Raw genomic sequence first — 25597 nt, forward strand, 5'->3', positions numbered from 1 at the left:
AACGGTTAATAAAATAGAGGAGGCCGAGTGATGTCCATTAACTGGGGTGGTCTTGTAACGTGGGGGCATATGGTCAATATACTAGATATTATCGTTGTCTGGTTTGTTGTTTATGAACTCATGGTACTTTTACGAGGAACAAAAGCGGTTCAACTTTTTAGAGGAATCATAATTATTGTTGTGATTAAGCTAATTAGTGTGGTCGTTGGGCTACAAACTGTATCTTGGATTATGGATCAAGTTATCAATTGGGGTGTTATCGCCATGGTTGTTATTTTCCAACCGGAAATAAGACGTGGATTGGAACATCTTGGTCGTGGATCATTTTTTTCAAGAGGTAAACAGAAAAACAAAGACGAAGAACATATGATTGCTGGACTAGACTCAGCTATTCAATATATGTCAAAACGTCGAATTGGGGCATTAATTACTATCCAAATGAACACTGGATTGGAAGATTATATTGAAACCGGAATTGCATTAGATGCTGAAATTACGGGTGCATTATTAATCAATATTTTCATTCCCAATACACCATTGCATGATGGCGCGGTAATTATTAAAGATAATAAAATAGCTGTTGCGGCGGCTTACTTACCATTATCTGAAAGTAACTTAATTCCAAAAGAATTAGGAACTCGGCATCGTGCTGCAGTAGGTATCAGTGAAGTAACCGACGCAATTACGATTGTTGTGTCAGAAGAAACAGGTTCAGTGACAATTACGCGAAATAACGAACTTATTCGTGATTTATCACAAGAAGATTACCTTAAATTATTGAATACTGAATTAATTAAAGATGATGAACCTAAAAAGAACAACCCTTTCTGGGAATTTTTTGAACATTTCGGGCGTAAGGGGGATAAAAAATGAATCTAAATAAATTTTTTAATAGTCGCTCATTTTTTATTGGAACCTCTTTAATTTTAGCAATTTTATTATTTGTTTATGTTAATTATGATCAGTTAGCAAATACAAATAATTTTTCCGATTCAAAAACAACGAGTCTAGTTGCAAATGAATCAAAAACGATTGAGGCTGGCCTACAAATTACGGCCGATAGTGATAAATACTTTATTACTGGATATCCTAAAAATGTAAAATTAACATTGGACGGTCCTGGCGCTTTAATTACAACAACTGTGAATACACAAAACTTTAGAGTGTTTGCTGATTTAAAGGGTTTAAATCCTGGAAAACATGTTGTTAAGTTACAAGCAGAAGGATTAAACAAAGAAATTAGTTATAAAATTAGTCCCGCTACAATTTCTGTTAATATACAAAAACGTAAGACAACGACATTCCCTATTCAGGTGAAATTTAATGAACGTCGTTTAGCGCAAGGGTATAAGAGTGGGACGCCTGTTTTAGATAATAATACGATTTCTGCATCCGGTGCGGAAGGCGATGTGAATGCTATTTCAGAAGTGGTTGCACAAGTAAATGTCAGCAGCAATCAGATCAAGTCAACAATTTCACAAGAAGTCTTACTTGAGGCCTTAGATGTAAATGGTAAAACTTTAAATGTCGTCATGACCCCATCAACAGTCGGTGTTACAATACCGGTTGAGAGTACTAAAACCACTAAAAAATTACCTTTGAATTTTGTTTCAAGTGGAACTGGCGTATCTGGGAAGACGTATAAGTTTTCAAGTGATACAAAACAAGTAACGGTAACGGGTACAGAATCAACCTTAAGCAAATTAAGTAAACTTGATGTTGTGGTACCAATTAATAAGATTAGTGATTCCGTTACGAAAACAATTAGTATCGATTTGGATAAGAATAATTTAATTTCATCAAATCCAGAATCTGTTAAAGTAAAAATTAGTGCTTCTGGTGGAACCGCAGCATCAAAAACTGAAAGTAGTGAAACAACAACTGATCAGACATCGACGAGCTCTGAAACCAGTTCAGAAAGTAGTGAAAGTGCTACTTCGTCTTCATCGACAAGTTCTGATAGTTCAAGTAGTTCAAGTGAATCAACGAACGCATTAAATTAATTAATTAGTGAGGAGAAAATAATGAAATATTTTGGTACAGATGGTGTTAGAGGAATTGCAAATAAAGAACTAAGTCCTGAGTTAGCATTTAGATTGGGACGTTTAGGTGGGTATGTTCTATCAGAGCATGCACAACTTGAAAATAACGATAGACCACAAGTGCTTGTTGCGCGTGATACACGAATCTCTGGTCAAATGCTTGAACAAGCTTTGATTTCAGGGTTATTATCAGTTGGGATTGAAGTACTCTCATTAGGCGTTATTTCAACACCTGGTGTAGCGTACCTTGTACGTGCCCAAAATGCAGTTGCTGGAATTATGATTTCAGCTTCACATAATCCCGTTCAAGATAACGGCATTAAATTTTTTGGTGCGGATGGTTATAAACTATCTGATGAACAAGAAGAAGAAATTGAAGTTTTATTAGAAAAAGATTCTGATGATTTGCCAAGACCAGAAGGTGAAGGCCTTGGAGTATTAGCAGATTATCCAGAAGGTGTACTGAAATATACACAATTTTTGGAACAAACAATTCCTGATGATTTAGAAGGAATTCATGTTGGAATTGATTCAGCTAATGGCGCAACAAGTGGACTTGTTTCACGTTTGTTTGCTGATTTAAATGCTGAATTTGAAACAATGGCAACTTCGCCTGATGGATTAAATATTAATGATGGCGTTGGTTCAACACATCCAGAAGGATTAGCTAAATTTGTAGTTGAAAATAAGCTTGAAGCCGGGATTGCTTTTGATGGCGATGGTGATAGATGTATTGCTGTTGATGAATTAGGTAATATTATTGATGGCGATAAAATTATGTACATTTGTGGATTATACATGAATGAACGTGGTCGCTTGAAAAAAGAAACAGTTGTGACAACTGTTATGAGTAATATTGGACTATACAAAGCACTTGAAGCAGCTGATTTAACATCAGTTAAAACACAAGTTGGTGATCGTTATGTTGTTGAAAAAATGCGTGCTGACGGTTACAACATTGGTGGCGAACAATCTGGACATATTGTATTCTTAGATTACAATACAACTGGTGATGGGATGCTAACTGCTATTCAATTGCTAAATGTTATGAAGAAAACAGGCAAGAAGTTATCTGAATTAGCTGCAGCTGTTCAGACTTATCCACAAGAACTTGTGAATGTTAGAGTGACAGATAAGCAAGCTGCATTAGATAATCAAAAAATTAAAGATAGTATTGCAGAAGTTGAAGCAGAAATGGCCGGCGATGGCCGAGTTCTTGTGAGACCTAGTGGAACTGAAAATTTATTACGTGTTATGGCCGAAGCACCAACAGAAAAAGAAGTTAAAGCTTATGTTGATCGAATTGTGCAAACAGTTCAAACTGAAATGGGCGTTTAGAAATTAAGCGAAAGAGTCATTTGAATGAAAATTCAAATGACTCTTTTTTTATTTTAAAGTTGATTTAAAATATAGACCAATATATTAATTCTTGACAAAAAAATATCAGAAAGGTATATTAATAGATATTGATAAGGGTTACTTGTTTTTTAAACATCTATACCAATTTTAAAATAATAATAAAAAATACATTTAAAAAAAGGATGACATAAACTATGTGTGGAATTGTTGGCGTAACAGGAAAAACGAATACTGTTGAAATTTTAATTAATGGTTTGGAAAAATTAGAATACCGTGGTTATGATTCAGCCGGTATTTTTGTTGATAACAAAACGGGTGAAGATTACCTTGTTAAAGAGGCTGGACGTATTTCGAATTTGAAGTCGGCCATTGATGATAAGGTTCATGGAACTGCTGGAATTGGACATACGCGTTGGGCAACACATGGCGTACCAAGTAAATTTAATGCCCATCCTCATGTTTCTGAAGATGGCCGCTTTTACCTTGTACATAATGGCGTTATCACTAATTTTTCTGAGTTAAAAGAACAATATTTAAAAGACGTAAATTTTGTTAGTGAAACAGATACTGAGGTTGTTGTTCAATTAATTGGATATTTTGCAAATAAAGAAAATTTAACTGCTAAACAAGCATTCAAAAAAGTTTTATCATTACTTGAAGGTTCTTCATATGCTTTCTTGATGATGGATCGTGAAGAACCAGAAACATTGTTTGTGGCTAAGAATAAGAGTCCTTTATTAATTGGTGTTGGGGATGGCTTTAATGTTGTCTGCAGTGATGCCATGGCAATGTTGAAAGAAACACATGACTTCATTGAACTCATGGATGGTGAAATGGTTATTGTTAAACCTGACTCTATTGAAATTGAAAATAAAGCTGGTGAAGCCGTATCACGTGATTCATATCATGTTGAAATGGATGATAGCGATTCAGAAAAAGGCGCATATCCATTCTACATGCTAAAAGAAATCGATGAACAACCAGCTGTTATGCGACGTTTATTGAGTGAGTATGTTGAAAATGAAGAAACTGTTAAAATTGATGATAGTATTTTAAACGCAATGAAAGCTGCTGATCGCATCTATATTGTTGCTGCAGGGACAAGTTACCATGCCGGATTAGTTGGAAAAGAATTATTTGAAGGTTTAGCTAATGTACCAACAGAAGTACATGTTGCTTCAGAATTTGGTTATCATATGCCATTACTTTCAGAAAAACCATTCTTTATTTTCTTATCACAAAGTGGTGAAACAGCTGATAGCCGTCAGGTTCTTGTAAAAGTTAACGAAATGATGTACCCAAGTTTAACAATTACAAATTCAGCAAATTCTACACTTTCTCGTGAGGCAACATATACGTTATTATTACATGCTGGTCCTGAAATAGCAGTTGCCTCAACTAAGGCATATACAGCTCAAATTGCCGTTGAAGCACTTTTAGCAAAAGCGTTAGGAACAGTTACAAAACAAACAAAAGCTCTTAATTTTGATGTTTATCATGAATTAACAATGGTTGCAAATGCTATGCAAGCTATGGTTGATGATAAAGACTCAATTAATGACTTAGCGAAAGAATTCTTAAGTGAAACGCGTAACGCTTTCTATATTGGTCGTGGTATTGATTACGATGTTTCAATTGAAGCTGCACTTAAATTAAAAGAAGTCTCTTATGTTCAAACGGAAGGTTTTGCATCTGGTGAATTAAAACATGGAACTATTGCCTTGATTGAAGAAGGCACACCAGTTGTAGCTATTATTACTGATAAACCGACTGCAAGTCATACACGAGGCAATGTTCAAGAAGTCTTGGCTCGTGGAGCAAATACAATTATCATCTCAACAGAGACATTAGCAAACGAGGGTGATCAAATTGTATTACCAGATGTTTCTGACTTATTAACACCGTTAGTAAGTATTGTGCCTGCACAATTATTGGCTTACTATACAAGCCTAAACCGTGGCTATGATGTTGATAAACCTCGTAATTTAGCTAAGAGTGTTACTGTCGAATAAGATAGATTGAAGAAATGATATTACCTGTTTAAGGGTAGTATCATTTTTTTGTTTATTATTTGGTATAGACCTATTGCTTTTTTTAAAATGATATTGTATTATTGGACTATACCAATTAGAGGAATAAATAATTGAAAAGAGGACAATCAAATGAAATTAATTATTGTTAAAGACCAAAACGAGGGTGGCCAAAAAGGCTACGAAATTTTTAAAGCTGCTAAAGAAGCAAATGCTAAAGTCTTTGGACTTGCTACAGGAAGCACACCATTAACAACCTATGCCGCAATTACAGCCAGTGACTTAGATTTTACGGATTCAACATCAGTTAACTTAGATGAATATGTTGGTTTAGGTGAAAAAGATTCACAAAGTTACCGTTACTTTATGAATGAAAATTTATTTAGTAAAAAACCATTTAAGACATCTTACTTACCTAATGGTCTTGAAAGTGATTCAGAAAAAGAAACAAAACGTTATGACAAAATTATTGAAGATAATCCAATTGATTTACAAATTTTGGGTATTGGTAAAAATGGTCATATTGGATTCAATGAACCTGGAACAGCTGAAGATAGCTTGACACATAAAGTTCATTTAACGGAGTCAACGATCAAATCAAATGCACGTTTCTTTGATAACGAAAATGATGTTCCTGAATATGCTTATTCAATGGGTATTGGATCAATCATGAAGTCGCACAAGATTTTACTTGAAGCTTTTGGTGAAAGTAAGGCAGAAGCTATTAAGGGAATGATTGAAGGCCCTATAACAGAAGACCTACCTGCAAGTTTCTTACAAAATCATGATGATGTAGTTGTCATTGTTGATGAAGCAGCTGCAAGTTTATTAAAAAATAAATAAAATTATCATCCATATGTAGAACTAATTCATTTAAAGCGTTAAAATAAATGGATTGGTTCTATTTGTGTTTTGTGCTTGCTTGACGGCTGATAGTAAGTCTAGTAACATGATGACAATTGTAAGAAAATACGTTTTTAGGAAGTTGAAAAAATGGTCGATTATAAAATTAGAGTAAAAAATGTCACAAAAGAATATGACTTATTTAAAACAAAATCTGAACATATCAAATCATTCTTTTCTTTTAAAAGTACGACGGTACCTCATTTTTGGTCTCTTAAAGGAATCTCGATGGATGTTATGAGTGGAGAAACACTTGGTTTAATTGGCGTTAACGGCTCAGGTAAATCAACGTTATCCAATATTATTTCGGGGATTATTCCACAAACAACCGGTATTGTAGATGTTCGCGGAGAAACTTCTATTATTGCTATCGGCGCTGGATTGAGAGGCCAACTAACCGGATTAGAAAATATTCGATTAAAAGGTTTAATGCAGGGTCTAACTAACCAACAAATTGATGATATTTTAGATGAAATTATTAATTTTGCTGATTTAGGTGATTTTGTTTATCAACCCGTTAAAAGCTATTCTAGTGGGATGAAATCTCGTTTAGGCTTTGCTATTGCCGTGCATATTGATCCTGATATTTTGATTATTGATGAGGCATTGTCAGTTGGCGATGATACTTTTTATCAAAAATGTGTTGATAAAATTAACGAATTTAAAGAACAAGGAAAAACAATTATTTTTGTTAGTCATTCATTAAAACAAATTGAAATGCTATGCGATCGTGTCGCATGGATCCAATATGGTGATTTAAAACAAGTTGGTCCTACTAAAGAAGTTGTCACTAAATATAAAGCTTATATTGATTGGTTTAAAAAATTATCAAAAAAAGAAAAAACAGCGTACCAAAAGAAACAAAAAGAGGCTCAAAAAGCGTTTAGTATCGATGACTATCTTATTAACCAAGTAGACAAAGAAAGTGCTGATGAAGCAAATTTAGGCGTTTCAAAGCAAGTTATTACCGAAAAGGTAAAAAAGGATTTCTATGGCTCTGTTTTAAATGAAAAAATGTCTAAACCAAGTAAGGTGCTAACAGCTGTGATTTTAGTCGCTGTGGTATTCTTTAGTTTAGTAAATATATCAGGGCATTCAATAAGTCATATTATTGAGAACCCAACAAGTATTGTTCATCCAGATAATACGAAATAATAGGAAAGTGTTGGCGTAGATCATTCGACAGCACTTTTTTAATACAAACTATTGACAACGCTTACATTTGATGTTATCTTAAGTTTGTAAGGTATATGAATTACCTTTATCAATTCTCTTTCTCTCTTATGCTAGCCACTATTGCGATGTAGTGGCTTTTTTTGTGCTTGTTGTACTTATTGTCAAATGTGTTTATACTTAATTAAGAGAATAGATGTAGAAAGTTGGGTTCAATATGAAAAGTCATGAAGTTTTATCATTAATTGAAGAAATTACTAGAAAAGATGGTTCTAAATATTTTGAATTATCGAACATGGTACAAAATGGGAGAGCAGAACTTGCAGTTCAAAGAGATTTATTGAAAGAAGTCCGTATTCTACAGTTAAATATTCCCAGATCATCACACGTTATTAATTATGAAAAATATATTAATCAAAATTTTGAAATGCCACTAGAAGCATTTACTGAATATCAAGAGTGGCATAAAACAGAAGAAGCTCAAAATGATTTGAATGCGATATTAAAAGACAATCATATTGAGTAAATATTACCAAAAATATCTTTACAAAATAGGTTAACCTATGGTATAAAATAGTATAGACAGAAATGAATTATAAAGATTGCTCAGTAGTTCAGCGGTAGAACGCTTGACTGTTAATCAAGATGTCGTAGGTTCGATCCCTACCTGAGCAGTATTCATAGAGGATGATCGACTTACTGCCGGTTATCTTTTTTTATTTATGAACTTAATTTTTTGAGTCCATTATAAGAAATTAATGATTAACTTGAATTATTTCTGAATACAGTTTAAAATTAAGAGATTGTAAGAAAGGGGGATTGCGAAATGTCATCAAACAACCATACAGGTGTCGGTAACGATCGTCGTCCAGTTAATACTCCAAACAAAAAGAACCGTCGTCGTAAACAACAAGAACTTGCTACTTTCTTAAAAGAAAGCAAAGCTAACGACGCAGCAGTTGCAGCAAAAAAAGCATAATTTAGTTAAATAAATGATGGCCACCGTTGATTAGAACGGTGGTTTTTTTGCATACTTTAGAATGAGTATTTTTTATTTAAATATATTTTTAGTGCCTTTTAGCTTACAATAAAAGAATCAATAAACTGACTAATGGAGTGATTTAAATTGGCTAAGAATTTTTATGCAGTATATAAAGGACGTAAAACGGGTATTTTCACAAAATGGCCTGATGTGGCAAAGTTGGTTAATGGATACGATGGGGCACGATACAAAGGATTTGAAACGCGAGATGAAGCCCAAAATTGGATGGATGATGGGGCACCTAGACCAACAGCGACAGGTAGTAAAAAAAGTGCGACAGCAGTTCATCAATCCGTAACTTTAACTTCAGATTCAATTCAAGTCTGGACTGATGGTGGTTCGAGAAATCATGGTAATAAATTAGGCGGTCACGTCCTAGCAGAAGATACTGCGGCATGGGCTTTTTATATTAAAACACCGGGTGAGACCTTTTCTGGTACAGATGGTGAAAAAGGTAAAACTAATAATCATATGGAAATTATGGCATTTCTTCAAGCTATGAAAAAATTAATTGATTTAGGATTACGAGAAGAACACGTCGTATTTATATTAGATTCGAAGTATGTCTTGAATGCAATTCAAAAAAATTGGTTAGTAGGTTGGCAACGTCGAAATTGGAAAAAAGCGGATGGTCAAACAGTACTTAATGTCGAACTTTGGCAACAAGTTGCTGAATTAATACCAGCTTTCACTAATGTTGATTTTGAATGGACAAAGGGTCATGCAGATAATGAAGGTAATAATAAAGTTGATGAATTATTAAATGAAACAATGGATAAAATGTAAGATAGGTGAAGTGGATTTCTACTAATGTAGAGAGCCACTTTTTTTATTTAAATGAATTCAAATTAAGATGAATAAAAAAGATTAGGCAGTAAATTAAAACGTTTACTGAAAGCGGTTGCTAAAATTCTAACGTGGTGTTATTATATTCATGAAGATAGATATAGGGGGATGATTGACAATGGAAGCTGAAGAATTAGAACCAGGGCAATCCGAAGCGCTACAGGAATTTATTTCCAATCTAGATATTTTGAACGCTTTGGCAGATGAAAAAAGACAACGATTAATTATTTTGCTAGGTTCTAAGTCACGGCAAGAGTTAACGGTTTCTGAGCTGGTTGACCGCATGGCGTTATCACAACCGGCAGTTTCACATCATTTGAAAGTTTTAAAAAATGTGGGACTTATTGATTATAAACAAACAGGATTAAAACGTTTTTACTTTTTAACACCTGAAAAAACATTAAACCGTTTGGAACATTTAATTAAAATGATTCGTGAAGGCGAAAAATCGAAGGAGGAATAGATTATGACTCAAAAAGCATATATGATTGGTACAGGTGTTGGTAACTTAGCAGCAGGTATCTATTTAATTCGTGATGGTGGCTGGCATGGTGACCAAATTACGATGTTTGGTTTAGAAAAACATGGTGCTAATGATGGCGCTGCAGTTAAAGATTATGTGACTGAATATGGTAACCAAGGTTTGAGTAATCAAAAAGGATTCCTAGCTAAAGGTGGTCGTATGTTGAATGAAGAAACATATGAAAACTTATGGGATGTTCTTCGAGAAGTGCCATCATTGGATAATCCTGGAAAGACAGTTACAGATGAAATTTTAGATTTTGATCATGCACATCCAACGCATGATATTGCACGCTTAATTGATAAAATGGATGGTATTAGAAATAAAGGCGGTAAGAATGATTATCGTCATATGCAATTTAATACACGAGATCGCGTTTTACTAACAAAATTAATGACGATGCCTGAATCAAAGGAATCAGAGATTAATGATATCAGTATTGAAAAATGGTTTGAAAATAGTCCACACATGTTTACAACTAATTTCTGGTATATGTGGCAAACAACTTTTGCCTTCAAAAAGGAAAGTTCAGCAATGGAATTACGTCGTTATATGAACCGAATGATTCTTGAATTCAGTCGTATTAACACATTGGAAGGTGTTACAAGAACACCATATAACCAATATGAAAGTATTATTTTACCAATGCGTAAATATCTTACAGACCGTGGTGTAACCTTTGTGGATAACCGTAAGATAACTGAATTTAAATTTAAAGATACAGCTTTACGTGACGATATTGTTGTCACTGGTCTTGAATATGAAGAAGTCGATAATGATAATAAAGTCGGCGAAATCATTATTAATGATGGCGATTTAGTATTTGATACGAATGGTTCAATTACAGATAGTTCATCAATGGGCGATATTGATACACCGATTGTGGAAAATATGGACTATGCACCTAGTGCTAAATTATGGAAACAAGCTACTGAACATTTCTATAACTTAGGTAAACCAGATAAATTCTTTAATGATCGTCAACAAAGTGAATGGATGAGTTTTACAGTCACAACTGATAATCATTTAGCAGTAAATGAAATTGCACGGATTACACAACAAGAACCTGGTAATGCATTGAATACCTGGGTTGATAGTAATAATTTATTATCAATCGTGGTTCATCATCAACCTCATTTCCATGCTCAAAAAGAAAATGAGACTGTATTCTGGGGTTACTGTTTATATCCTCGTCGCAAGGGTGATTTTGTTCAAAAACCATTTATCGAGATGACTGGTCGCGAAATGTTAGAAGAATTATTAGGCCATTTGGCTCAAACAGATACAGCTACGAATAATATTAGCCAACGTACAGATGAAATTATGGATAGTGTTGTTAATGTTATACCTGTTTATATGCCATATGCGAGTGCCTTATTTAACCGTCGCGCAATTGGTGATCGTCCTGACGTTGTACCTGAACATTCAAAGAATTTGGCCTTTATTAGTCAATTTGCAGAAATGCCATTTGATATGGTCTTTACAGAACAGTATTCGTTCCGTTGTGCACAAATTGCTGTGTATAAGTTCTTAGGAATTTCAGATACGCAATTAACACCATTACATCATTATGAAAAAATGCCAAAAGTTTTGGCAAAAGCAACGAAAACAATGTTTAGATAAGTTGAAATAACGATTTATAAGAATTTTTATAAATCGTTATTTTTTTGATGTATAATTAAGATTCATTCTAATTCGGAGAAGGTGTCTTAATGATCAAAATAAATACAGTAGCTGATCAGATACAATTATCAGGTATTCGTCGATTTGATGAATGGGTCTCCAAAATAGACGGTATCGATAAGTTAACGTTAGGTGAACCTAATTTCATCACACCTCAACATATTATGGACGCTACAAAAACAGCGCTTGATAACGGACAAACACATTATGAAGCCTCAGCTGGTAATCCAGAATTACGACAGGCAACTGCTGATTATTATAATGAAAAGTTTGAATTGGCTTATGACGCAAAGAATGTTTTAGTGACCGTTGGGGCAACTGAGGCAATTGCTACAGCATTAAAGACGGTAACAACACCAGGAGATTACATTTTAGTACCAGTTCCTTGTTATCCAGCTTACTTGCCATTAATGCAGTTACAAGGCGTTAAACCTATTTTTATGGATACACGTACGACGAACTTTAGGGTAACGGCAGAGCTTATTGAAAAGACATTGCAGGAAAATAAGAATAAAGCTATCGTTGGATTTATATTTAATTATCCAACTAACCCTACCGGTGTTTCTTATGGTAAAATTGAGTTATCTTCTATTAAAGATGTTTTGAAAAAACATGACATTTGGGTGATGAGCGATGAAATTTACTGCGAGTTAACCTATGAACAACCGCATATTTCCATGGCTAATTTGTATCCTGAAGGGACAATTTTAATAATGGGATTGTCTAAATCACATGCAATGACCGGTTGGCGGATTGGGTTTGTATTAGCTGAAGAACGATTAATTAATGCTATGAAAAAGGTCCACCAATATCACGTAACGACCGCGGCAACTTTATCACAAGTAGCTGCACTTGAAGCTGTTAAAAATGGGAAGCAAGATAGTGTACCAATGAGAGATGCTTATCATATTCGTCGTGATAGATTGGTAACAGCCTTAGAAAAATTAGGTTATAATTTAATTAAACCAGATGGCGCCTTTTATTTATTCGTTGAAATACCTAAAAAACTAAAATTAACGTCAGTTGAATTTTGTCAGCAACTTGCTCTGAAAGAAAAGGTAGCTGTTGTTCCAGGTAGTGCATTCACAGAATTTGGTGAGGGCTACTTTAGAATAAGTTTTGCTGCAAGTGATGAACAGTTAGCAAAACTCATCATCGCCTTGGAAAATAGTAAGCATTAAATTCAATTTATTAATCTAATTATGGTACGTTTGTATGAGTAAAAGGAGTGATTAAAATGGATGGAAATGTTGACTGGACAATTGCTGAGCTTAAAAAAATTGAAACAGAAGAAAACCAATTATTGATTGAAGCTACAATTGCGCTATTAAAAGATCAGTCAGTTGAAATTGAGAGCTTGCATGGCTCAATGGAAGGGCAGCTTTGGAGCCCAAGTAACTGGCGTAAGTAAAATCATCAATAATGGCAACAAAACAAGTGAGGAGTGACGATATGAATAATAGATTAGAAAAGTTGGACTTTGACATAACACCGGTAACTTTTAAACGCGTTTTAGTTGCCATAGATGAGGATGATTCTGAATCATCAATTTTAGCTTTTAATTATGCGGTAGCGTTAGCTAAGTTACAACAAATTCCTTTAGGGATTGTTTCAATATTAGAGACAGGTGATATGAATATTTTTGATTCTATGTCACCAGTTGTTATCAAAGAAAATAAAAAATTACTTGAAGAAAGTATCGAACGCTATGTAGATAAGGCGCATGATTTTGGCGTTAAAAATGTACAAGCAATTGTTTCTGCTGGTAGACCAGGTTCTGAAATTGTTGAGAAGGTTATTCCAGATTTTAAACCGGATATTCTAATTTGCGGTTCAAAAACGAATACGCCAAGTAATTCAAAGAAATTATTTATTGGCTCTCAAGCTAGTTATATGGCTCAAAATGCACAATGTTCCGTTAGTGTCATCAGATAATATTTTAAAAATATGAATGTTAAAAGAGCGAAAAACTCATTTTACAGTTTTTTGCTCTTTTTTAATAAAAAAATAACATAATTGTTCGTATATATGATAAGATTAACCATAGTAAATTAAAATATAGTGAGGATGGTTAAATTGAAATATTATAAAGCGTACCGAATTAGTCTTGGGTGGCAAATTTTAATTGGATTAATTTTAGGAATTATTATTGGTGCTATTGGGTATCAAAATAAACTCATTATTAACTCACTTCAACCGCTGGGAACCATCTTTATTAATATGATCAAAATGATTGTCTTACCGATTGTTGTTTCATGTCTAGTGGTCGGAATCGCCAATATGGGAGATATCCACAAATTAGGTAGAATCGGTGGAAAAACATTAATTTACTTTGAAATTATGACAACAATTGCGATTGCATTAGGATTAATTGTTGGTAACTTAACTAAACCCGGACAATTTATAGATATTACAGCTTTAAATAAAGTCGATATTAGTCAATATGTTACAACTGAAAACTCAACCTCTACTGGGTTGAGTACGATTTTAATGCATATTGTGCCAACTAATATTTTTGAGGCACTTGTTAAAGGTGATATGCTGCCTATTATCTTCTTTTCCGTTTTATTTGGACTCGGGACAGCAACGCTAGGTGAGAAGGGAAAACCGATTATTGATTTCTTCTCAGCTGTATCTGAAGTTATGTTCAAAGTGACAAACTGGGTAATGAAATTGGCACCTATCGGTGTTTTTGCATTAATTGGTGTCACAATAGCACAATTAGGCGTTTCTGCTTTAAAACCATTAGGGTTCTTTATTATTGTGACCTATATAACGATGATATTTTTTGTTATTGTAGTAATGGGTCTTGTTGCTAAATTATTTAAAATTAATTTAATCGTCTTGTTAAAGGTAATCAAGGATGAAATGATTCTTGCTTTTTCAACGGCTAGTTCTGAAGCAGCACTGCCTAAAATTATGGAAAAAATGGAAAATTTTGGTGTTAAAAAGGGAATTGTTTCTTTTGTTGTTCCAACAGGATATACATTTAATCTAGATGGATCAGCAATTTATCAGTCAATAGCTGCTCTGTTTTTGGCACAGGCATACCATATTAATTTATCAATTGGACAACAAGTTACATTATTGATTGTGTTAATGATTACGTCTAAAGGGATGGCTGGAGTACCTGGTGCATCATTTGTCGTCCTATTAGCGACAATCTCAACTATTGGTGTTCCTGCTTCGGGGTTGGCTTTTATCGCTGGAGTTGATAGAATCATAGATATGGGTCGTACAACCGTCAATGTTGTTGGTAATTCATTAGCAGCTGTTATTATCGCACAATCAGAAAATGAATTTGATCGTGAAAAGAATCAAAAGTATTTAGAAAAATTGAACATTAAGTAACCTTAAAAAGGGGGCTTTCGGAAAAAAATGACGAAAGAAATTAAATTAAAATGGTTGTTAATAGGTTCAGTGATTAGTAGCGCAGGTTCAAGTTTCGTCTGGCCGTTAACAACAATTTACATGCATAACTATTTAGGTAAAAGTTTAACATTTTCTGGAATTGTACTATTAATAAACTCAGTTGCGACTATTATTGGTAATTATGCTGGTGGTTATTTATTTGATAAATGGCGGCCTTATTATGCGACATTGGTAGGAATCGTAATTGCATGGTTGGCCGTATTAGGCTTAGTTTTCATGCATGGCTGGCCAGCATACCCAATTTTGCTAGTTATTTTGGGTCTTGGTAACGGGATTGTGGCAACAATTTTAAATTCATTTGCGGCCACAATTAGAAGAAAAGATAGTCGATATGTTTTTAATCTCTTTTATTTAGCTTTAAATTTAGGGATTGTTATTGGGACATTATTAGTTGGATACGTGATTGAAGTTAGTGTCACAATGGTCTTTGTATCAGCATTAATTTTATATTCAATATTTTTGATTACTGCTATTTTAGCGTATAGAGTTGATCCAATACGAAAAAAAGTGAAACCAACAAAATCAGAACAATCAGCTGGTGTTAATCCCAAAGTTTGGATTATCGGCGCAATGTGGTTAACATTCCTGGTTATTTGGTTGAGTTACGAGCAATGGCAAAGTAATTTATCAATTTATATGGATAAGTTAGATATTCCATTGAGTCAATATAGTTTATTATGGACGATTAATGCAGGACTCATTGTTTTTGGACAACCACTAGTGACGCTTGTAACGAGAACAATTGCTAAGTCATTATTTAGACAAATTATTATGGGTGTTGGCTTATTTGCGTTATCATTTACAACACTTATTTTTGCGAAAGACTTTTCTCATTTTGTCTTTTCAATGGTCTTGTTGACGTTAGGTGAAATGGTCGCATTCCCAGCCATTCCGGCATGGATTAATGAACTGGCCGAGCCAGGTCAAGAAGGTAAGGCACAAGGAACGATTAATATTGCCGCATCTATTGGTAAAGCGTTAGGACCATTAGTTGGTGGAATCGTAATTGAACGATTGTCATACAACGGTTTGTTCGTTGGTTCGACATTATTAATCTTACTTGCCTTGGCAGTTGTTGTTATTGCAACTAAGAAAGCGAATATAAAATCGTAAAAAAATACCACAACTTTTATAAGGTTGTGGTATTTTTTATTCTAAATCATTAAAATAGGCTAATAAATCAGTCGTAGATAGGTTGGCACGTTTTTCACCTGATAAATCAGATTGAATCTGACCATCATTTAAGACAATTGTTCGATTACCATATGATAATGCGTCCTCTAAGTGATGCGTAATCATTAGACAAGATAATTGTTCTTGTTCAACAATTTCGGCGGTTAATTTTAATAATTCTTGGCTTGTTTTGGGGTCGAGGGCGGCCGTATGTTCATCTAGTAGCAGTAAGTCAGGTTGAATCAAAGTTGCCATTAAAAAACTTAATGTTTGACGTTGACCACCAGACAAGTTTCCAGCAGGTGTATTTAAATGTTCTGATAAACCATTTGGCATCTTTGCGGTTAATTCACGAAATTGCGTCATTTTTTGTTTTAAATGACGAGGTTTAAACCGACGGCGACTGCCTCGATTTAAGGCTAATAATAGATTTTCAGCGACTGTCATTCTAGGTGCTGTGCCCATTTTAGGATCTTGAAAAACACGACTAATATAATTTGTCCGTTTAATATCATTTTCATTCGTAATATTTTTATTGCGTAACATAATTTTGCCACTCGTTGGTTTAATATTACCAGCAATTGTATTGAAAAGGGTCGATTTACCAGCGCCATTAGTACCAATTACAGTTATAAAATCGCCTTTATTGATGGTGAGGTTTAAATTTTTTAAGATTTGTTGCTCCTCAGAAGTACCGGTATTAACGGTAGTGACGATATTGGAAAGTGAAAAAATGGGTTCAGTCATTTTGAATGGCCTCCTTCAAACAAAGTATTTAGTCTTAGCGCTTTTCGGAGAGTTGGTAACATTAAACAGAATGCTAAAATAATAGCAGAAATTAATTTTAAATCGTTTGCGTTAAAGCCTAATGTTAATACAATTAAAATAACAAATCGGTAGAAAATACTACCAATGACAACGGCAACCAAACGTGCTGTTAATGATAAGTTACCAAAAACAACTTCACCGATAATAATTGCAGCAAGCCCAATGACAATCGTTCCGATACCCATACTGATATCAGCATAGCCATTATTTTGCGCGATTAGCCCACCGGCAAGTCCGATGAAGCCATTTGAAACCATTAGTCCTAAAATCTTCATACGATCGGTTTGGATACCAAGTGAGCGGGCCATTTTTTCATTATCACCGGTTGCGATGAACGCTTGGCCTAATTCGGTATTTAAAAAGAAAGCGAGTAAGCCAATACTAATGATAACCAGAATGAGCCCTAATACAACGGAATCAAAAGATGCAGGAAGATTAGTTAGAAAGTGAGCAGAAAAAATTGTATTTTGTCCAAGTAAACTGATATTTGCTTTTGTTAAAATTCGTAGGTTAATTGAATATAAACTTGTCATGACAAGGATTCCAGCTAATAAAATCGGAATTTTACCTTTTGTATAAAGTAACCCGGTGGCTAGACCAGCTAGTGTCCCTGCTAGAAATGCAAAGAATGTGGCCAGAAGCGGGTTAACTCCGTGGATTAGACAAATCACAGTTACGCTGGCGCCCATTGGAAAAGTACCTTCGACAGTCATATCAGGAAAGTCTAAAATTCTAAATGAAAGATAAAGACCAAGACCTAAAACCCCCCATAGGAGTCCTTGTCCGATAGCAGATACAATAATTGTCATTTGATTAACTCTCCTTTATTTTTGGCTTGATCAATTAATGCTTGTGGAATTGTAATATTTAAGGCCTTTGCTGTTTTCAAATTAATAACAAGATCACCTTTTTTTACAAAATTAATTGGTGTTGTTGCAGGGACACTTTTTCCAGAAAGAACGGCAGCAGCCATTTTACCAGTGGCTACACCTAAATCATATTGGTTAATACTAATAGTTGCCAAGCCGCCATTTTTGACCATTGTATCTACTGCAGGGAAAATTGGAATTTTAGCTTGTGTCGCATTTTTAACGAGAGTCTGCATACTTGATGCTACTGTGTTATCCGTGGGGACATAAACGGCATCAACAGATGCTACGAGCGATTGTGACACTTGGTCAACATCATTTGTAGAGGTAATTGTTGCCGATTTAACTTCTAAGCCTGATTTGATTGCTGCAGATTTAAATTGTTGATACTGTTTTGTAGCTGAATCGTCACTTGATGTGTAAAGGACACCCACGGTTTTCATATTAGGTATTAGTTCCTTCATTAAAGCTAACTGTGCTTTAATAGGTGCTTGATCAGAAACACCGGTGATATTATTACCTGGTTTCTGATTGTTGCTAACTAAACCAGAACCTTTTGGATCAGTAACGGCACCTAAAATAATTGGTGTTTTTTTAGTTACATTAGCTAAAGATTGTGCAGAGGGTGTTGCGATACCAATCATGAGATTAACATTTTCATTATTAAACTTGTCACTCATTGATTTTAAATTACTTTGATCAGCTTCAGCATTTTGGAAATCAATATTCACAGACTTACCAGGTACGTAACCTTCTTTTTCTAATCCAGCAATAATTCCTTTATGAATCGCATCCAGTGCAGGATGTGTTGTTAATTGAAGAATACCAATTGTTGGTACTCCTTTAGCGTTTGAAAATGTTGTTGGTTGAAGTGTTGAGAAAAAAGCAATCACTAAGAATAAAAATAACGCAATAATGGTTCCAATTAATCGTTTCATTTTATAAGTACCCCTTTAATTTTTAATAAAAAAAGACAGTCCTCAGATTCGAGGGCCGTCTTGAAAGACAAAACCCCCGCATGAATATACTGATATCCATACAGGGGTTTTGATTTATAGAAACCAAACCGATATACAGATACAATCTGAATAGACAGATTATATCTGTAAAAAACAGACTACAATCTGAATAACCGGCTTTGCCAACGATTATTAAGTTTTACTTGTGAATAAGTCATAGGCTTGATTTCCTCTCTGAGTTAGTTGATAAATGTAGTATAGATAAATCTGATATTATTGTCAAATATTATTTAAAAGATTTTAAAAGTTATAAAGAGTATAATTTAGAAAACAACAAAATTGATTCGACATTCATAGTGCGGTATGATATTTTTATTGGGAATAGCGCACTATGAATTCATAATATGAGGTGAAAAACTATGAAAAAATCGTTAAAGATTGGTATTAGTATCGGAAGTATTTTAGTTTTGGGAATTCTTGGTGGAGCAAGTTTCAATCAAAGTATGCATTTTAATAAAGGCATCACAATTAATGATACAGATGTCAGTGGATTAAGTGTTGATAAAGTTATTAGTAAGTTAAAAAATGAAACGTCAAAAAATGTTATTTATGTAGGTAAAACAAAAATAGTCGATGCAAAAGATACAACAACTGGTTTTACTGATGAAGATAAGCCAGCGATTAAAGCATTGTTGAAGAAGCAACGTACCATTCTTCCTTCAAATGTTAAGAAAAATTATGCGATTGTTCCACAAAAGTTGAATACAACAGTTAAGGATCAATTAAAAGCACAATTAAAAACCCAACTAACAAAGTTAAATAAAACAAGAACAGTGGCTGTTGATGCAAGTCCCATTTTAAAAAATGGAAAAGTATCAGTAACACCTGGGAAAAAAGGGAATCAATATAATGTTAAGCAAATTTTAGCTGCCTATGATAAGGCTGGCTATAGTAGCATTACGAAGTTGAAGGATACTGAACTCCAACCTTTATCTGCTGACAGTAAAACAGTTAAAGCTGATACTGAAAAATTGGATACACTAGCTGCTAGACAGACTGTTTATACCGTTCAATCAACGAAGTATACGTTGAAGGGTGCAGATATTCTTAAGCAAGCAACTGTTGAAGATGGTAAATATGTTGTTGATACGAGTGGTATTTCTGCAAAAGTAGATGAAATTAATAAGAAACAAGCAACATTGAATAAAAAGTATAATTTTAAAACGGCTACAGGAAGTACTGTTCCAGTTAGTGGACAATCATATGGTTGGGCCCTTGGAATGAATGACTCAGTGACACATGTTTTGACAGCGTTAGAAGATGGTACTGCAGCTATTGACGCAACCAATGATAAATATGGTGTTGGCTATAATACTTATGGAACTGGTTACACAACGACTGCAAATGATGGACTTGGAGATACGTATGCTGAAGTGTCAATTGCGCAGCAGAAAGTTTGGATCCATAAAAATGGCAAGGTTGTTTTAACAACTGATGTTGCAACTGGTAAACATAGTACTGGTGAAGATACAACTAAGGGTGTTTGGTATATTATGTACAAACAAACGCCATCAATACTTAAAGGTAGTGAAGTTGGTAAAGCTAATTATTCTGTCAAAGTTAGTTACTGGGCTCAATTCACAAATAGTGGAATTGGTTTCCATGACGCTAGTTGGAGAACAAATTGGTCTAAAACAGCTTATCTTAAAGATGGTTCTGGTGGTTGTGTTAATACAAAACCAGCCGCAATGGCAACTTTATTTGCGAACGTTTCACAAAACGAACCTGTTGTTGTTTATTAATTTAAGGCTTAATCAGTTCTTAAACTGGTTAAGCTTTTTTTAATGATTTATTATTAATAACTTCATAGATAAGTCATAAAGCCAAGGTAGTATGAACCTATACCAGAAAGGAAGTTTAACAAAATGAAAATAGATAAAAACAAAGATAATAAATTAATAAGTGATAATATCGTTTCTGCACAAGTCATTGCGTTGAACAATCATATTATTACTGTAAAAACTGAAAATTCAGAAATTATAAAAATTAAACAACCAAATAGTACAAAAAATGACAAGATATTTCTAGAGACAATGAAAGATATTTTACGGTCGGGATTGTGGATTCCTGTGAATCGAGTCATGCAAATTATAATGCGTTATGACTGGTTTGATACGCCATTTGAAGAATATAGTTATGTATAGAAATCATGTATAATAACGTTAGAGGTGGCAGGGATGACGATTAAATTAATTGCAGTAGATTTAGATGGTACATTTTTAAGGGATGATAAATCATACGATAAAGAAAGATTTTCGCATCAATTTGAAAGGATGCAACAACAGGGAATACATTTTGTGGTAGCAAGTGGGAATCCAACCTTAGCCATTGAACAATATTTTAAAGAAATTAAAGATAAAATTGGTTACGTTGCTGAAAATGGAGCAGTCATTCAAGATGCAAAAGAGTTATTGAAAGAATACATTTTTGAAAATAGTCTCTATCAAGAAACGATTCAGTATTTGAAGGAAACATTCACTGAAATAGGACTATTAGCGGTTAATAATCAAGGAGGTTTCTATGATAAACGGGAATCTGATACATTTATTCAAGATGTAAATGATTATTATCCGAAAGTAACCGGAGTCGATAATTTGGTATCACTTAATCAAGGAATTTCTATGCTGACGGGTCATTTTCCCGTGTCGTTATATGAAAGAATATCATTACAATTAAATACTGAAATGAATAATAAACTTCAAGCAAAAGCGTCTGGATTTGGTTATATTGATATTAATTTAGTGAACGCGACAAAGAAAAACGGCATAAATTTACTACAAAATCGTTGGCAAATCTTGGATGAAGAAGTTGCGACATTTGGGGATAATGATAATGATCAAGAAATGTTGGCGTTCACGCCGAATAGTTTTTCTATGGCTAGCGGATCAAAGTTAGCTAAAAAAACAGCAAAACACATCATTGGGTTGAATCAAAATGATAGTGTTTTGGATAGCATTGATGATATTTTAAATCATAAATTGTAAAGAAACGTTCTTTTCCAAGGGGCGTTTCTTTTTAGTTCTTTGTATCCGTTTACTTATGCAGTATAATAGAGTTATTAAAGCATAATCGGAGGAATGTAATTTTGACAGTCAAGATAATTGCAGTGGATTTAGATGGTACATTTTTAAGAGATAATAAAACGTTTGATGAAGTTAGATTTAGTCACCAATTAGTTGAACTAAAAAATAAAGGGATTCATTTCGTGGTAGCAAGTGGAAATCAAGTTATGAAAATTAAAGATATTTTTAAACGTATCTCTGGTGAAATAGGTTACGTTTCAGATAACGGTGCGGTTATTTATGATGGCAACACCCATATCAGATCATTTAATATTGATCCAGCCGTATTTGAAAAAACAGTTTTATATATCCAAAAGGTATCGCCAAATTATGGAATCTTAGCATCAACAGATGAGAGTGGGTATATTGATGCAAGTGAGTCTGATAACTTTGTAGAAATGGCTAATACGTACTATCCAGACATTATTAAGGTCCCTAATTTAAGTAAGGTTGAAAAAACTATTTCTAAAGTTACGATTAATGGCCCCATTGACGAATATAAAACATTTGCGGTTAAATTAAAAGAAAATGTTGATGAATCATTAGTTGCAAAAGTTTCTGGTTTTGGATTTATTGATATCAATGTTAAAGAGGCAACAAAACAAAATGGGTTAAATGCTTTGCAAGAATTATGGGATGTAAAAGATGATGAAGTAGTAACCGTTGGAGATAATGATAATGATGCTGAGATGTTGGCATACACACCATTAAGTTTTGCAATGGAAAAGTCTTCAAATATGGCAGCTAAAATGGCAAATCATCGTATCGGTTCAAATCAAGATGATAGCGTCTTAGATTTAATTGATGACGTTTTAGCAGGTAAATATTAAAATATAATTTAGATAATGACGTAAAAATAAGTGATGATTATCACTTATTTTTTTACAAAAAAAACCACTTTCTTGTGAAAGTGGCAGATAATTAAATTTATTTAGAAACAACGCTAAAACGTTCTTGATGATGTGAATTAGATTCAATTTCATCAACCAATGCGATAGAGAAGTCGGCATAGCTAATTTCACTATTACCTTGTGAATTCATTGTTAAAACGTCACCGGCAATTTGATAGTGGCCTGTTTTTTCGCCACTAGGATTGAAAAATGCAGCTGGTGAAATATAGACCCAATCTACATTTGAAACGGTACGGAGTGTGACTAAAGCATCACGCATATTTTTGGCTGTTGCTTTAGCACCTTCAGGGAAGTCAGGTGTATCACCAAGTAACAGTGTTTTTTCAGAATCAACGAAAAGACTACTTGCGCCACCAACAATAACGAGCTTAACCTTAGTATCAGCTAAGATATCCGTTAAATGTTTTAATGATGTTTGATGAAGATTTTCTTGACCAAATGGAGCGTTAAAAGCATCTACAATAACATCAAATAATTCTAAATCAGCAGTTGTTAACTTGAAAAGATCTTTTTCTATAAAAGGAACATCTTCTGTTAATTTGCTTTTATTTCTAATAATAGCAGTAACATCTAAATGACGAGAAACTGCCTCTTTTAATGTAGATTGTCCTTGTTTACCAGTTGCACCAATAATTCCAATTTTCATTTTATAACTCCCTTTCTAAGTAACTGTCTTCACAATAGTTGAATGACATTTTTTTGTCAAAGAATAAGTCGTCAGGTTACATCTTTATTTTAACTGATAAATATGGTATGTTTATAGTTGTTATGGGGATGTTCAGGATTCGACAGGTATAGGTTGAGCTTGGATTGCGTTTCGAAGTTTGCGTCTTCGTTAAAACGCTCAGTTAAATTATAACTGCAAAAAATAATAGTAATACTTACGCTTTAGCTGCTTAATAGCGCTCTAACGTAGATCCTCCTAGTATCGTCCATGTGCTAGATCTGGGTCCTAAATTAAGTGGACTTACGTTAACTTCTTCCACCTGGAGAAGTTAAAAGAGACTAATCAGGTTAGTCAGACGTGTTAGCCCTGTTATACGGCGCTACGGTTGGCGAATTTTAAATAGTATAACTATGAACGTAGATGTTTGAGTGGCAATATGCTTGGACGCGGGTTCGACTCCCGCCATCTCCATTTTACAGTTTGAATAAGGTTGAAAAGCCTTATAAAATATCACTTTTGCATTTTAAAAGTTTGAATAAGATTGAATGAGTTTGAATGCAAATTAAGGTGTTTTTAAGGTGATTTTTGACAATCCTATTCAACATAACAGATGAAAAGATGACTTGATTCGACGAGTTATCTTTTTTATTTTGCCATAAAATTAGAGGTCTATTATGAAAAAATAAATTAATTTGTTAGAAATTACGGACACAAAAAATGACCATTTACAAAGGATTATTTTTGTAAGTAGTCGTTTTTTACGAACTTTATATTAAAATAAAGGTATAAACCAAGAAAGAATATAGTTAGTAACCATATCTAATATTGGAGATAGAGGTTAACTCTTTTAATTTTTTAGATTGATTGTCAGATAAAGGTTGTTCATCATTCCTGATGGCTTTAGAAAGATCTAAGTTCATGCGACTTAAAATGAATGGAACAGAAGAACGTTTTTGTTTTAGTTCTTCGAGATAAGCTTGTAACGTAATTTTAAGTGTATTATTACCATTATTTGTACTTAAATCAGTTAATAAATCGGTAATAATTTGTTCGGCCTGTTTTCCACGATCATCTCCGCCGGAAAACCATTTTAATTTATTCATAGACTAGAACTCCTTAATTTATTTGTATTAACTAATAATATATTAAAATATATAAATTAAAGAGAAATAGTTAACATAATAAATGATAAATATGGTCCCAGTTGATCATTAAAATATAAATTAACCTACCAGTTTATGCCTGCCATATTTGTTGGAAGTATATTTTATCTTTAAAAAGTGGAATTATTTTTAGTTGATTTAATGACTAATCTTTGTAATACTAAATTTATAAAAATTTAGGGGGTTCGTATGTCAAAAGGTAGAGTTGAAGCGTTCACAGATGCTGTAGTTGCTATTATTATGACAATCATGGTTTTAGAGTTAAAAGCACCAGAGGGAGACACATTTTCAGATTTAATACCGCTTCAAAGTACTTTTTTAGCTTACGTATTAAGTTTCTTTTTAATTGGTGTCACCTGGAATAATCATCATCACATGTTTCAATTGGCGGATAAAATCAATGGGCGGGTGTTGATTGTTAATACTGGATTTATGTTTGTAATGTCATTCATGCCATTTGCAACAAGCTGGGTTGGTGAACATTATAATAAATTTGCGCCTGCCTTTTTATATGGCCTTGTCTTTCTATTATTTAATATTATGTATGTAGTATTAACTAATGAATTACTTCGAGCAAATGGGCCTGAATCAAATTTAGCAAAAGCAATTAAAAATGACAATAAAACATGGGTGTCGTTATCTTTTTCACTTATTGGATTGATGTCAGTATTTATTAAACCAGAGTTGGTGTTAATTTTTTGTCTGATTGTACCATCAATTTGGTTTATACCTAATCGATTAATTGAAAATTTCTATAAAGACAAATGAAAAAAAGTTCCAACAAGAAATTTCTTGTGTAATAATCCCTTTATGGTTGTCAGATGAAATAATATAATTTCATCCGATAATCATGGAGGGATTTTTGTATGTCC

Annotated in this window: 26 protein-coding genes, 1 tRNA gene and 1 other RNA gene; 23 read left to right on the forward strand and 5 right to left on the reverse strand. The window is 33.6% G+C overall.

The window, feature by feature from the left end:
- Positions 1 to 30 precede the first annotated feature (30 nt).
- From cdaA to AC1RPG_RS05110, 17 genes are all read left to right on the forward strand, one after another.
- Positions 31 to 873 (forward strand): diadenylate cyclase CdaA, encoded by an 843-nt coding sequence (cdaA, locus tag AC1RPG_RS05030; protein WP_409022241.1) that lies wholly within the window; start codon positions 31 to 33, stop codon positions 871 to 873.
- Complete coding sequence (locus tag AC1RPG_RS05035) at positions 870 to 2003, forward strand: CdaR family protein (RefSeq protein ID WP_481761428.1); 1134 nt, start codon at positions 870 to 872, stop codon at positions 2001 to 2003. Before cdaA ends, AC1RPG_RS05035 begins: the two co-directional genes overlap by 4 nt.
- A gap of 21 nt (positions 2004 to 2024) precedes the next feature.
- Complete coding sequence (gene glmM, locus AC1RPG_RS05040; RefSeq protein WP_409022243.1) at positions 2025 to 3380, forward strand: phosphoglucosamine mutase; 1356 nt, start codon at positions 2025 to 2027, stop codon at positions 3378 to 3380.
- 215 nt (positions 3381 to 3595) lie between these two features.
- On the forward strand, positions 3596 to 5413 hold the full coding sequence (glmS, locus tag AC1RPG_RS05045) for a glutamine--fructose-6-phosphate transaminase (isomerizing) (protein WP_481761427.1): 1818 nt from the start codon (positions 3596 to 3598) through the stop codon (positions 5411 to 5413).
- Positions 5414 to 5563: 150 nt separating this feature from the next.
- Complete coding sequence (locus tag AC1RPG_RS05050; RefSeq protein WP_481761426.1) at positions 5564 to 6274, forward strand: glucosamine-6-phosphate deaminase; 711 nt, start codon at positions 5564 to 5566, stop codon at positions 6272 to 6274.
- Positions 6275 to 6424: 150 nt separating this feature from the next.
- The gene (locus AC1RPG_RS05055; RefSeq protein WP_481761425.1) at positions 6425 to 7489 is read left to right on the forward strand and encodes an ABC transporter ATP-binding protein; all 1065 of its coding nucleotides are present in this window, start codon (positions 6425 to 6427) and stop codon (positions 7487 to 7489) included.
- A 235-nt stretch (positions 7490 to 7724) separates the two neighbouring features.
- Entirely contained in the window at positions 7725 to 8033 is a 309-nt protein-coding gene (locus AC1RPG_RS05060) for a hypothetical protein (RefSeq protein WP_409022247.1), read from the forward strand.
- Positions 8034 to 8110: 77 nt separating this feature from the next.
- A tRNA-Asn gene (locus tag AC1RPG_RS05065) sits at positions 8111 to 8182 on the forward strand.
- Positions 8183 to 8333: 151 nt separating this feature from the next.
- Positions 8334 to 8486: a hypothetical protein gene (locus tag AC1RPG_RS05070; protein WP_409022248.1), complete on the forward strand. Its 153-nt coding sequence runs from the start codon at positions 8334 to 8336 to the stop codon at positions 8484 to 8486.
- 147 nt (positions 8487 to 8633) lie between these two features.
- Positions 8634 to 9335, forward strand: coding sequence for a ribonuclease H family protein (locus AC1RPG_RS05075; protein WP_481761424.1), 702 nt, complete (start codon positions 8634 to 8636; stop codon positions 9333 to 9335).
- A 178-nt stretch (positions 9336 to 9513) separates the two neighbouring features.
- A complete protein-coding gene (locus AC1RPG_RS05080; RefSeq protein ID WP_409022250.1) occupies positions 9514 to 9858 on the forward strand; it encodes an ArsR/SmtB family transcription factor in 345 nt (114 codons plus the stop codon).
- 3 nt (positions 9859 to 9861) lie between these two features.
- Entirely contained in the window at positions 9862 to 11541 is a 1680-nt protein-coding gene (locus tag AC1RPG_RS05085) for an oleate hydratase (RefSeq protein WP_481761423.1), read from the forward strand.
- A gap of 89 nt (positions 11542 to 11630) precedes the next feature.
- Positions 11631 to 12782, forward strand: a complete 1152-nt coding sequence (locus tag AC1RPG_RS05090) for an aminotransferase class I/II-fold pyridoxal phosphate-dependent enzyme (RefSeq protein ID WP_481761422.1) — start codon at positions 11631 to 11633, stop codon at positions 12780 to 12782.
- 56 nt (positions 12783 to 12838) lie between these two features.
- Positions 12839 to 13012, forward strand: coding sequence for a hypothetical protein (locus tag AC1RPG_RS05095; protein WP_409022253.1), 174 nt, complete (start codon positions 12839 to 12841; stop codon positions 13010 to 13012).
- Positions 13013 to 13053: 41 nt separating this feature from the next.
- A complete protein-coding gene (locus AC1RPG_RS05100) occupies positions 13054 to 13536 on the forward strand; it encodes a universal stress protein (protein ID WP_481761421.1) in 483 nt (160 codons plus the stop codon).
- Positions 13537 to 13677: 141 nt separating this feature from the next.
- Positions 13678 to 14952, forward strand: coding sequence for a cation:dicarboxylate symporter family transporter (locus AC1RPG_RS05105; RefSeq protein WP_481761420.1), 1275 nt, complete (start codon positions 13678 to 13680; stop codon positions 14950 to 14952).
- 27 nt (positions 14953 to 14979) lie between these two features.
- On the forward strand, positions 14980 to 16146 hold the full coding sequence (locus AC1RPG_RS05110) for an MDR family MFS transporter (RefSeq protein WP_481761419.1): 1167 nt from the start codon (positions 14980 to 14982) through the stop codon (positions 16144 to 16146).
- Positions 16147 to 16182: 36 nt separating this feature from the next.
- Here AC1RPG_RS05110 and AC1RPG_RS05115 read toward each other — a convergent pair whose 3' ends face one another.
- From AC1RPG_RS05115 to trpX, 3 genes are read right to left on the reverse strand one after another with little or no spacing between them, the layout of a single operon-like run.
- Positions 16183 to 16953: an ABC transporter ATP-binding protein gene (locus tag AC1RPG_RS05115; protein ID WP_481761418.1), complete on the reverse strand. Its 771-nt coding sequence runs from the start codon at positions 16951 to 16953 to the stop codon at positions 16183 to 16185.
- Positions 16950 to 17843, reverse strand: coding sequence for an ABC transporter permease (locus AC1RPG_RS05120; RefSeq protein ID WP_481761417.1), 894 nt, complete (start codon positions 17841 to 17843; stop codon positions 16950 to 16952). Before AC1RPG_RS05120 ends, AC1RPG_RS05115 begins: the two co-directional genes overlap by 4 nt.
- Positions 17840 to 18841 (reverse strand): tryptophan ABC transporter substrate-binding protein, encoded by a 1002-nt coding sequence (gene trpX, locus AC1RPG_RS05125; RefSeq protein ID WP_481761416.1) that lies wholly within the window; start codon positions 18839 to 18841, stop codon positions 17840 to 17842. The genes AC1RPG_RS05120 and trpX overlap by 4 nt, the downstream gene beginning before the upstream one ends.
- A 440-nt stretch (positions 18842 to 19281) precedes the next feature.
- Between trpX and AC1RPG_RS05130 the strand changes: the two genes are divergently transcribed.
- From AC1RPG_RS05130 to AC1RPG_RS05145, 4 genes are all read left to right on the forward strand, one after another.
- Positions 19282 to 20664, forward strand: coding sequence for a L,D-transpeptidase family protein (locus AC1RPG_RS05130; protein ID WP_481761415.1), 1383 nt, complete (start codon positions 19282 to 19284; stop codon positions 20662 to 20664).
- A gap of 123 nt (positions 20665 to 20787) precedes the next feature.
- Positions 20788 to 21066 carry a hypothetical protein gene (locus AC1RPG_RS05135; protein WP_409022261.1) on the forward strand — a complete coding sequence of 93 codons (279 nt, stop codon included), beginning with the start codon at positions 20788 to 20790 and terminating at the stop codon, positions 21064 to 21066.
- A gap of 33 nt (positions 21067 to 21099) precedes the next feature.
- A complete protein-coding gene (locus tag AC1RPG_RS05140; RefSeq protein ID WP_481761414.1) occupies positions 21100 to 21906 on the forward strand; it encodes a Cof-type HAD-IIB family hydrolase in 807 nt (268 codons plus the stop codon).
- 101 nt (positions 21907 to 22007) lie between these two features.
- Entirely contained in the window at positions 22008 to 22814 is an 807-nt protein-coding gene (locus tag AC1RPG_RS05145) for a Cof-type HAD-IIB family hydrolase (RefSeq protein WP_409022263.1), read from the forward strand.
- Positions 22815 to 22911: 97 nt separating this feature from the next.
- On the opposite strand, the gene AC1RPG_RS05150 is transcribed toward AC1RPG_RS05145, so the two are convergent.
- Positions 22912 to 23541: an NAD(P)-dependent oxidoreductase gene (locus AC1RPG_RS05150; protein ID WP_481761413.1), complete on the reverse strand. Its 630-nt coding sequence runs from the start codon at positions 23539 to 23541 to the stop codon at positions 22912 to 22914.
- Positions 23542 to 23665: 124 nt separating this feature from the next.
- On the opposite strand from AC1RPG_RS05150, the gene ssrA reads away from it, so the two are divergent.
- Positions 23666 to 24036, forward strand: a transfer-messenger RNA (tmRNA) gene (ssrA, locus tag AC1RPG_RS05155).
- Positions 24037 to 24368: 332 nt separating this feature from the next.
- On the opposite strand, the gene AC1RPG_RS05160 is transcribed toward ssrA, so the two are convergent.
- Positions 24369 to 24665, reverse strand: a complete 297-nt coding sequence (locus tag AC1RPG_RS05160; protein WP_481761412.1) for a bacteriocin immunity protein — start codon at positions 24663 to 24665, stop codon at positions 24369 to 24371.
- A gap of 249 nt (positions 24666 to 24914) precedes the next feature.
- On the opposite strand from AC1RPG_RS05160, the gene AC1RPG_RS05165 reads away from it, so the two are divergent.
- The gene (locus AC1RPG_RS05165; protein WP_409022266.1) at positions 24915 to 25493 is read left to right on the forward strand and encodes a TMEM175 family protein; all 579 of its coding nucleotides are present in this window, start codon (positions 24915 to 24917) and stop codon (positions 25491 to 25493) included.
- Positions 25494 to 25597: the final 104 nt, after the last annotated feature.

Source organism: Dellaglioa sp. CoH-57-MRSF-18 (assembly GCF_056781995.1).

Excerpts from the sequence above, each read along its gene's own strand:
- cdaA (WP_409022241.1), top strand. The coding sequence starts at position 31 with ATGTCCATTAACTGGGGTGGTCTTGTAACGTGGGGGCATATGGTCAAT.
- AC1RPG_RS05035 (WP_481761428.1), top strand. The coding sequence starts at position 870 with ATGAATCTAAATAAATTTTTTAATAGTCGCTCATTTTTTATTGGAACC.
- glmM (WP_409022243.1), top strand. The coding sequence starts at position 2,025 with ATGAAATATTTTGGTACAGATGGTGTTAGAGGAATTGCAAATAAAGAA.
- glmS (WP_481761427.1), top strand. The coding sequence starts at position 3,596 with ATGTGTGGAATTGTTGGCGTAACAGGAAAAACGAATACTGTTGAAATT.
- AC1RPG_RS05050 (WP_481761426.1), top strand. The coding sequence starts at position 5,564 with ATGAAATTAATTATTGTTAAAGACCAAAACGAGGGTGGCCAAAAAGGC.
- AC1RPG_RS05055 (WP_481761425.1), top strand. The coding sequence starts at position 6,425 with ATGGTCGATTATAAAATTAGAGTAAAAAATGTCACAAAAGAATATGAC.
- AC1RPG_RS05060 (WP_409022247.1), top strand. The coding sequence starts at position 7,725 with ATGAAAAGTCATGAAGTTTTATCATTAATTGAAGAAATTACTAGAAAA.
- AC1RPG_RS05070 (WP_409022248.1), top strand. The coding sequence starts at position 8,334 with ATGTCATCAAACAACCATACAGGTGTCGGTAACGATCGTCGTCCAGTT.
- AC1RPG_RS05080 (WP_409022250.1), top strand. The coding sequence starts at position 9,514 with ATGGAAGCTGAAGAATTAGAACCAGGGCAATCCGAAGCGCTACAGGAA.
- AC1RPG_RS05085 (WP_481761423.1), top strand. The coding sequence starts at position 9,862 with ATGACTCAAAAAGCATATATGATTGGTACAGGTGTTGGTAACTTAGCA.
- AC1RPG_RS05090 (WP_481761422.1), top strand. The coding sequence starts at position 11,631 with ATGATCAAAATAAATACAGTAGCTGATCAGATACAATTATCAGGTATT.
- AC1RPG_RS05095 (WP_409022253.1), top strand. The coding sequence starts at position 12,839 with ATGGATGGAAATGTTGACTGGACAATTGCTGAGCTTAAAAAAATTGAA.
- AC1RPG_RS05100 (WP_481761421.1), top strand. The coding sequence starts at position 13,054 with ATGAATAATAGATTAGAAAAGTTGGACTTTGACATAACACCGGTAACT.
- AC1RPG_RS05110 (WP_481761419.1), top strand. The coding sequence starts at position 14,980 with ATGACGAAAGAAATTAAATTAAAATGGTTGTTAATAGGTTCAGTGATT.
- AC1RPG_RS05115 (WP_481761418.1), bottom strand. The coding sequence starts at position 16,953 with ATGACTGAACCCATTTTTTCACTTTCCAATATCGTCACTACCGTTAAT.
- AC1RPG_RS05120 (WP_481761417.1), bottom strand. The coding sequence starts at position 17,843 with ATGACAATTATTGTATCTGCTATCGGACAAGGACTCCTATGGGGGGTT.
- trpX (WP_481761416.1), bottom strand. The coding sequence starts at position 18,841 with ATGAAACGATTAATTGGAACCATTATTGCGTTATTTTTATTCTTAGTG.
- AC1RPG_RS05130 (WP_481761415.1), top strand. The coding sequence starts at position 19,282 with ATGAAAAAATCGTTAAAGATTGGTATTAGTATCGGAAGTATTTTAGTT.
- AC1RPG_RS05135 (WP_409022261.1), top strand. The coding sequence starts at position 20,788 with ATGAAAATAGATAAAAACAAAGATAATAAATTAATAAGTGATAATATC.
- AC1RPG_RS05140 (WP_481761414.1), top strand. The coding sequence starts at position 21,100 with ATGACGATTAAATTAATTGCAGTAGATTTAGATGGTACATTTTTAAGG.
- AC1RPG_RS05150 (WP_481761413.1), bottom strand. The coding sequence starts at position 23,541 with ATGAAAATTGGAATTATTGGTGCAACTGGTAAACAAGGACAATCTACA.
- AC1RPG_RS05160 (WP_481761412.1), bottom strand. The coding sequence starts at position 24,665 with ATGAATAAATTAAAATGGTTTTCCGGCGGAGATGATCGTGGAAAACAG.
- AC1RPG_RS05165 (WP_409022266.1), top strand. The coding sequence starts at position 24,915 with ATGTCAAAAGGTAGAGTTGAAGCGTTCACAGATGCTGTAGTTGCTATT.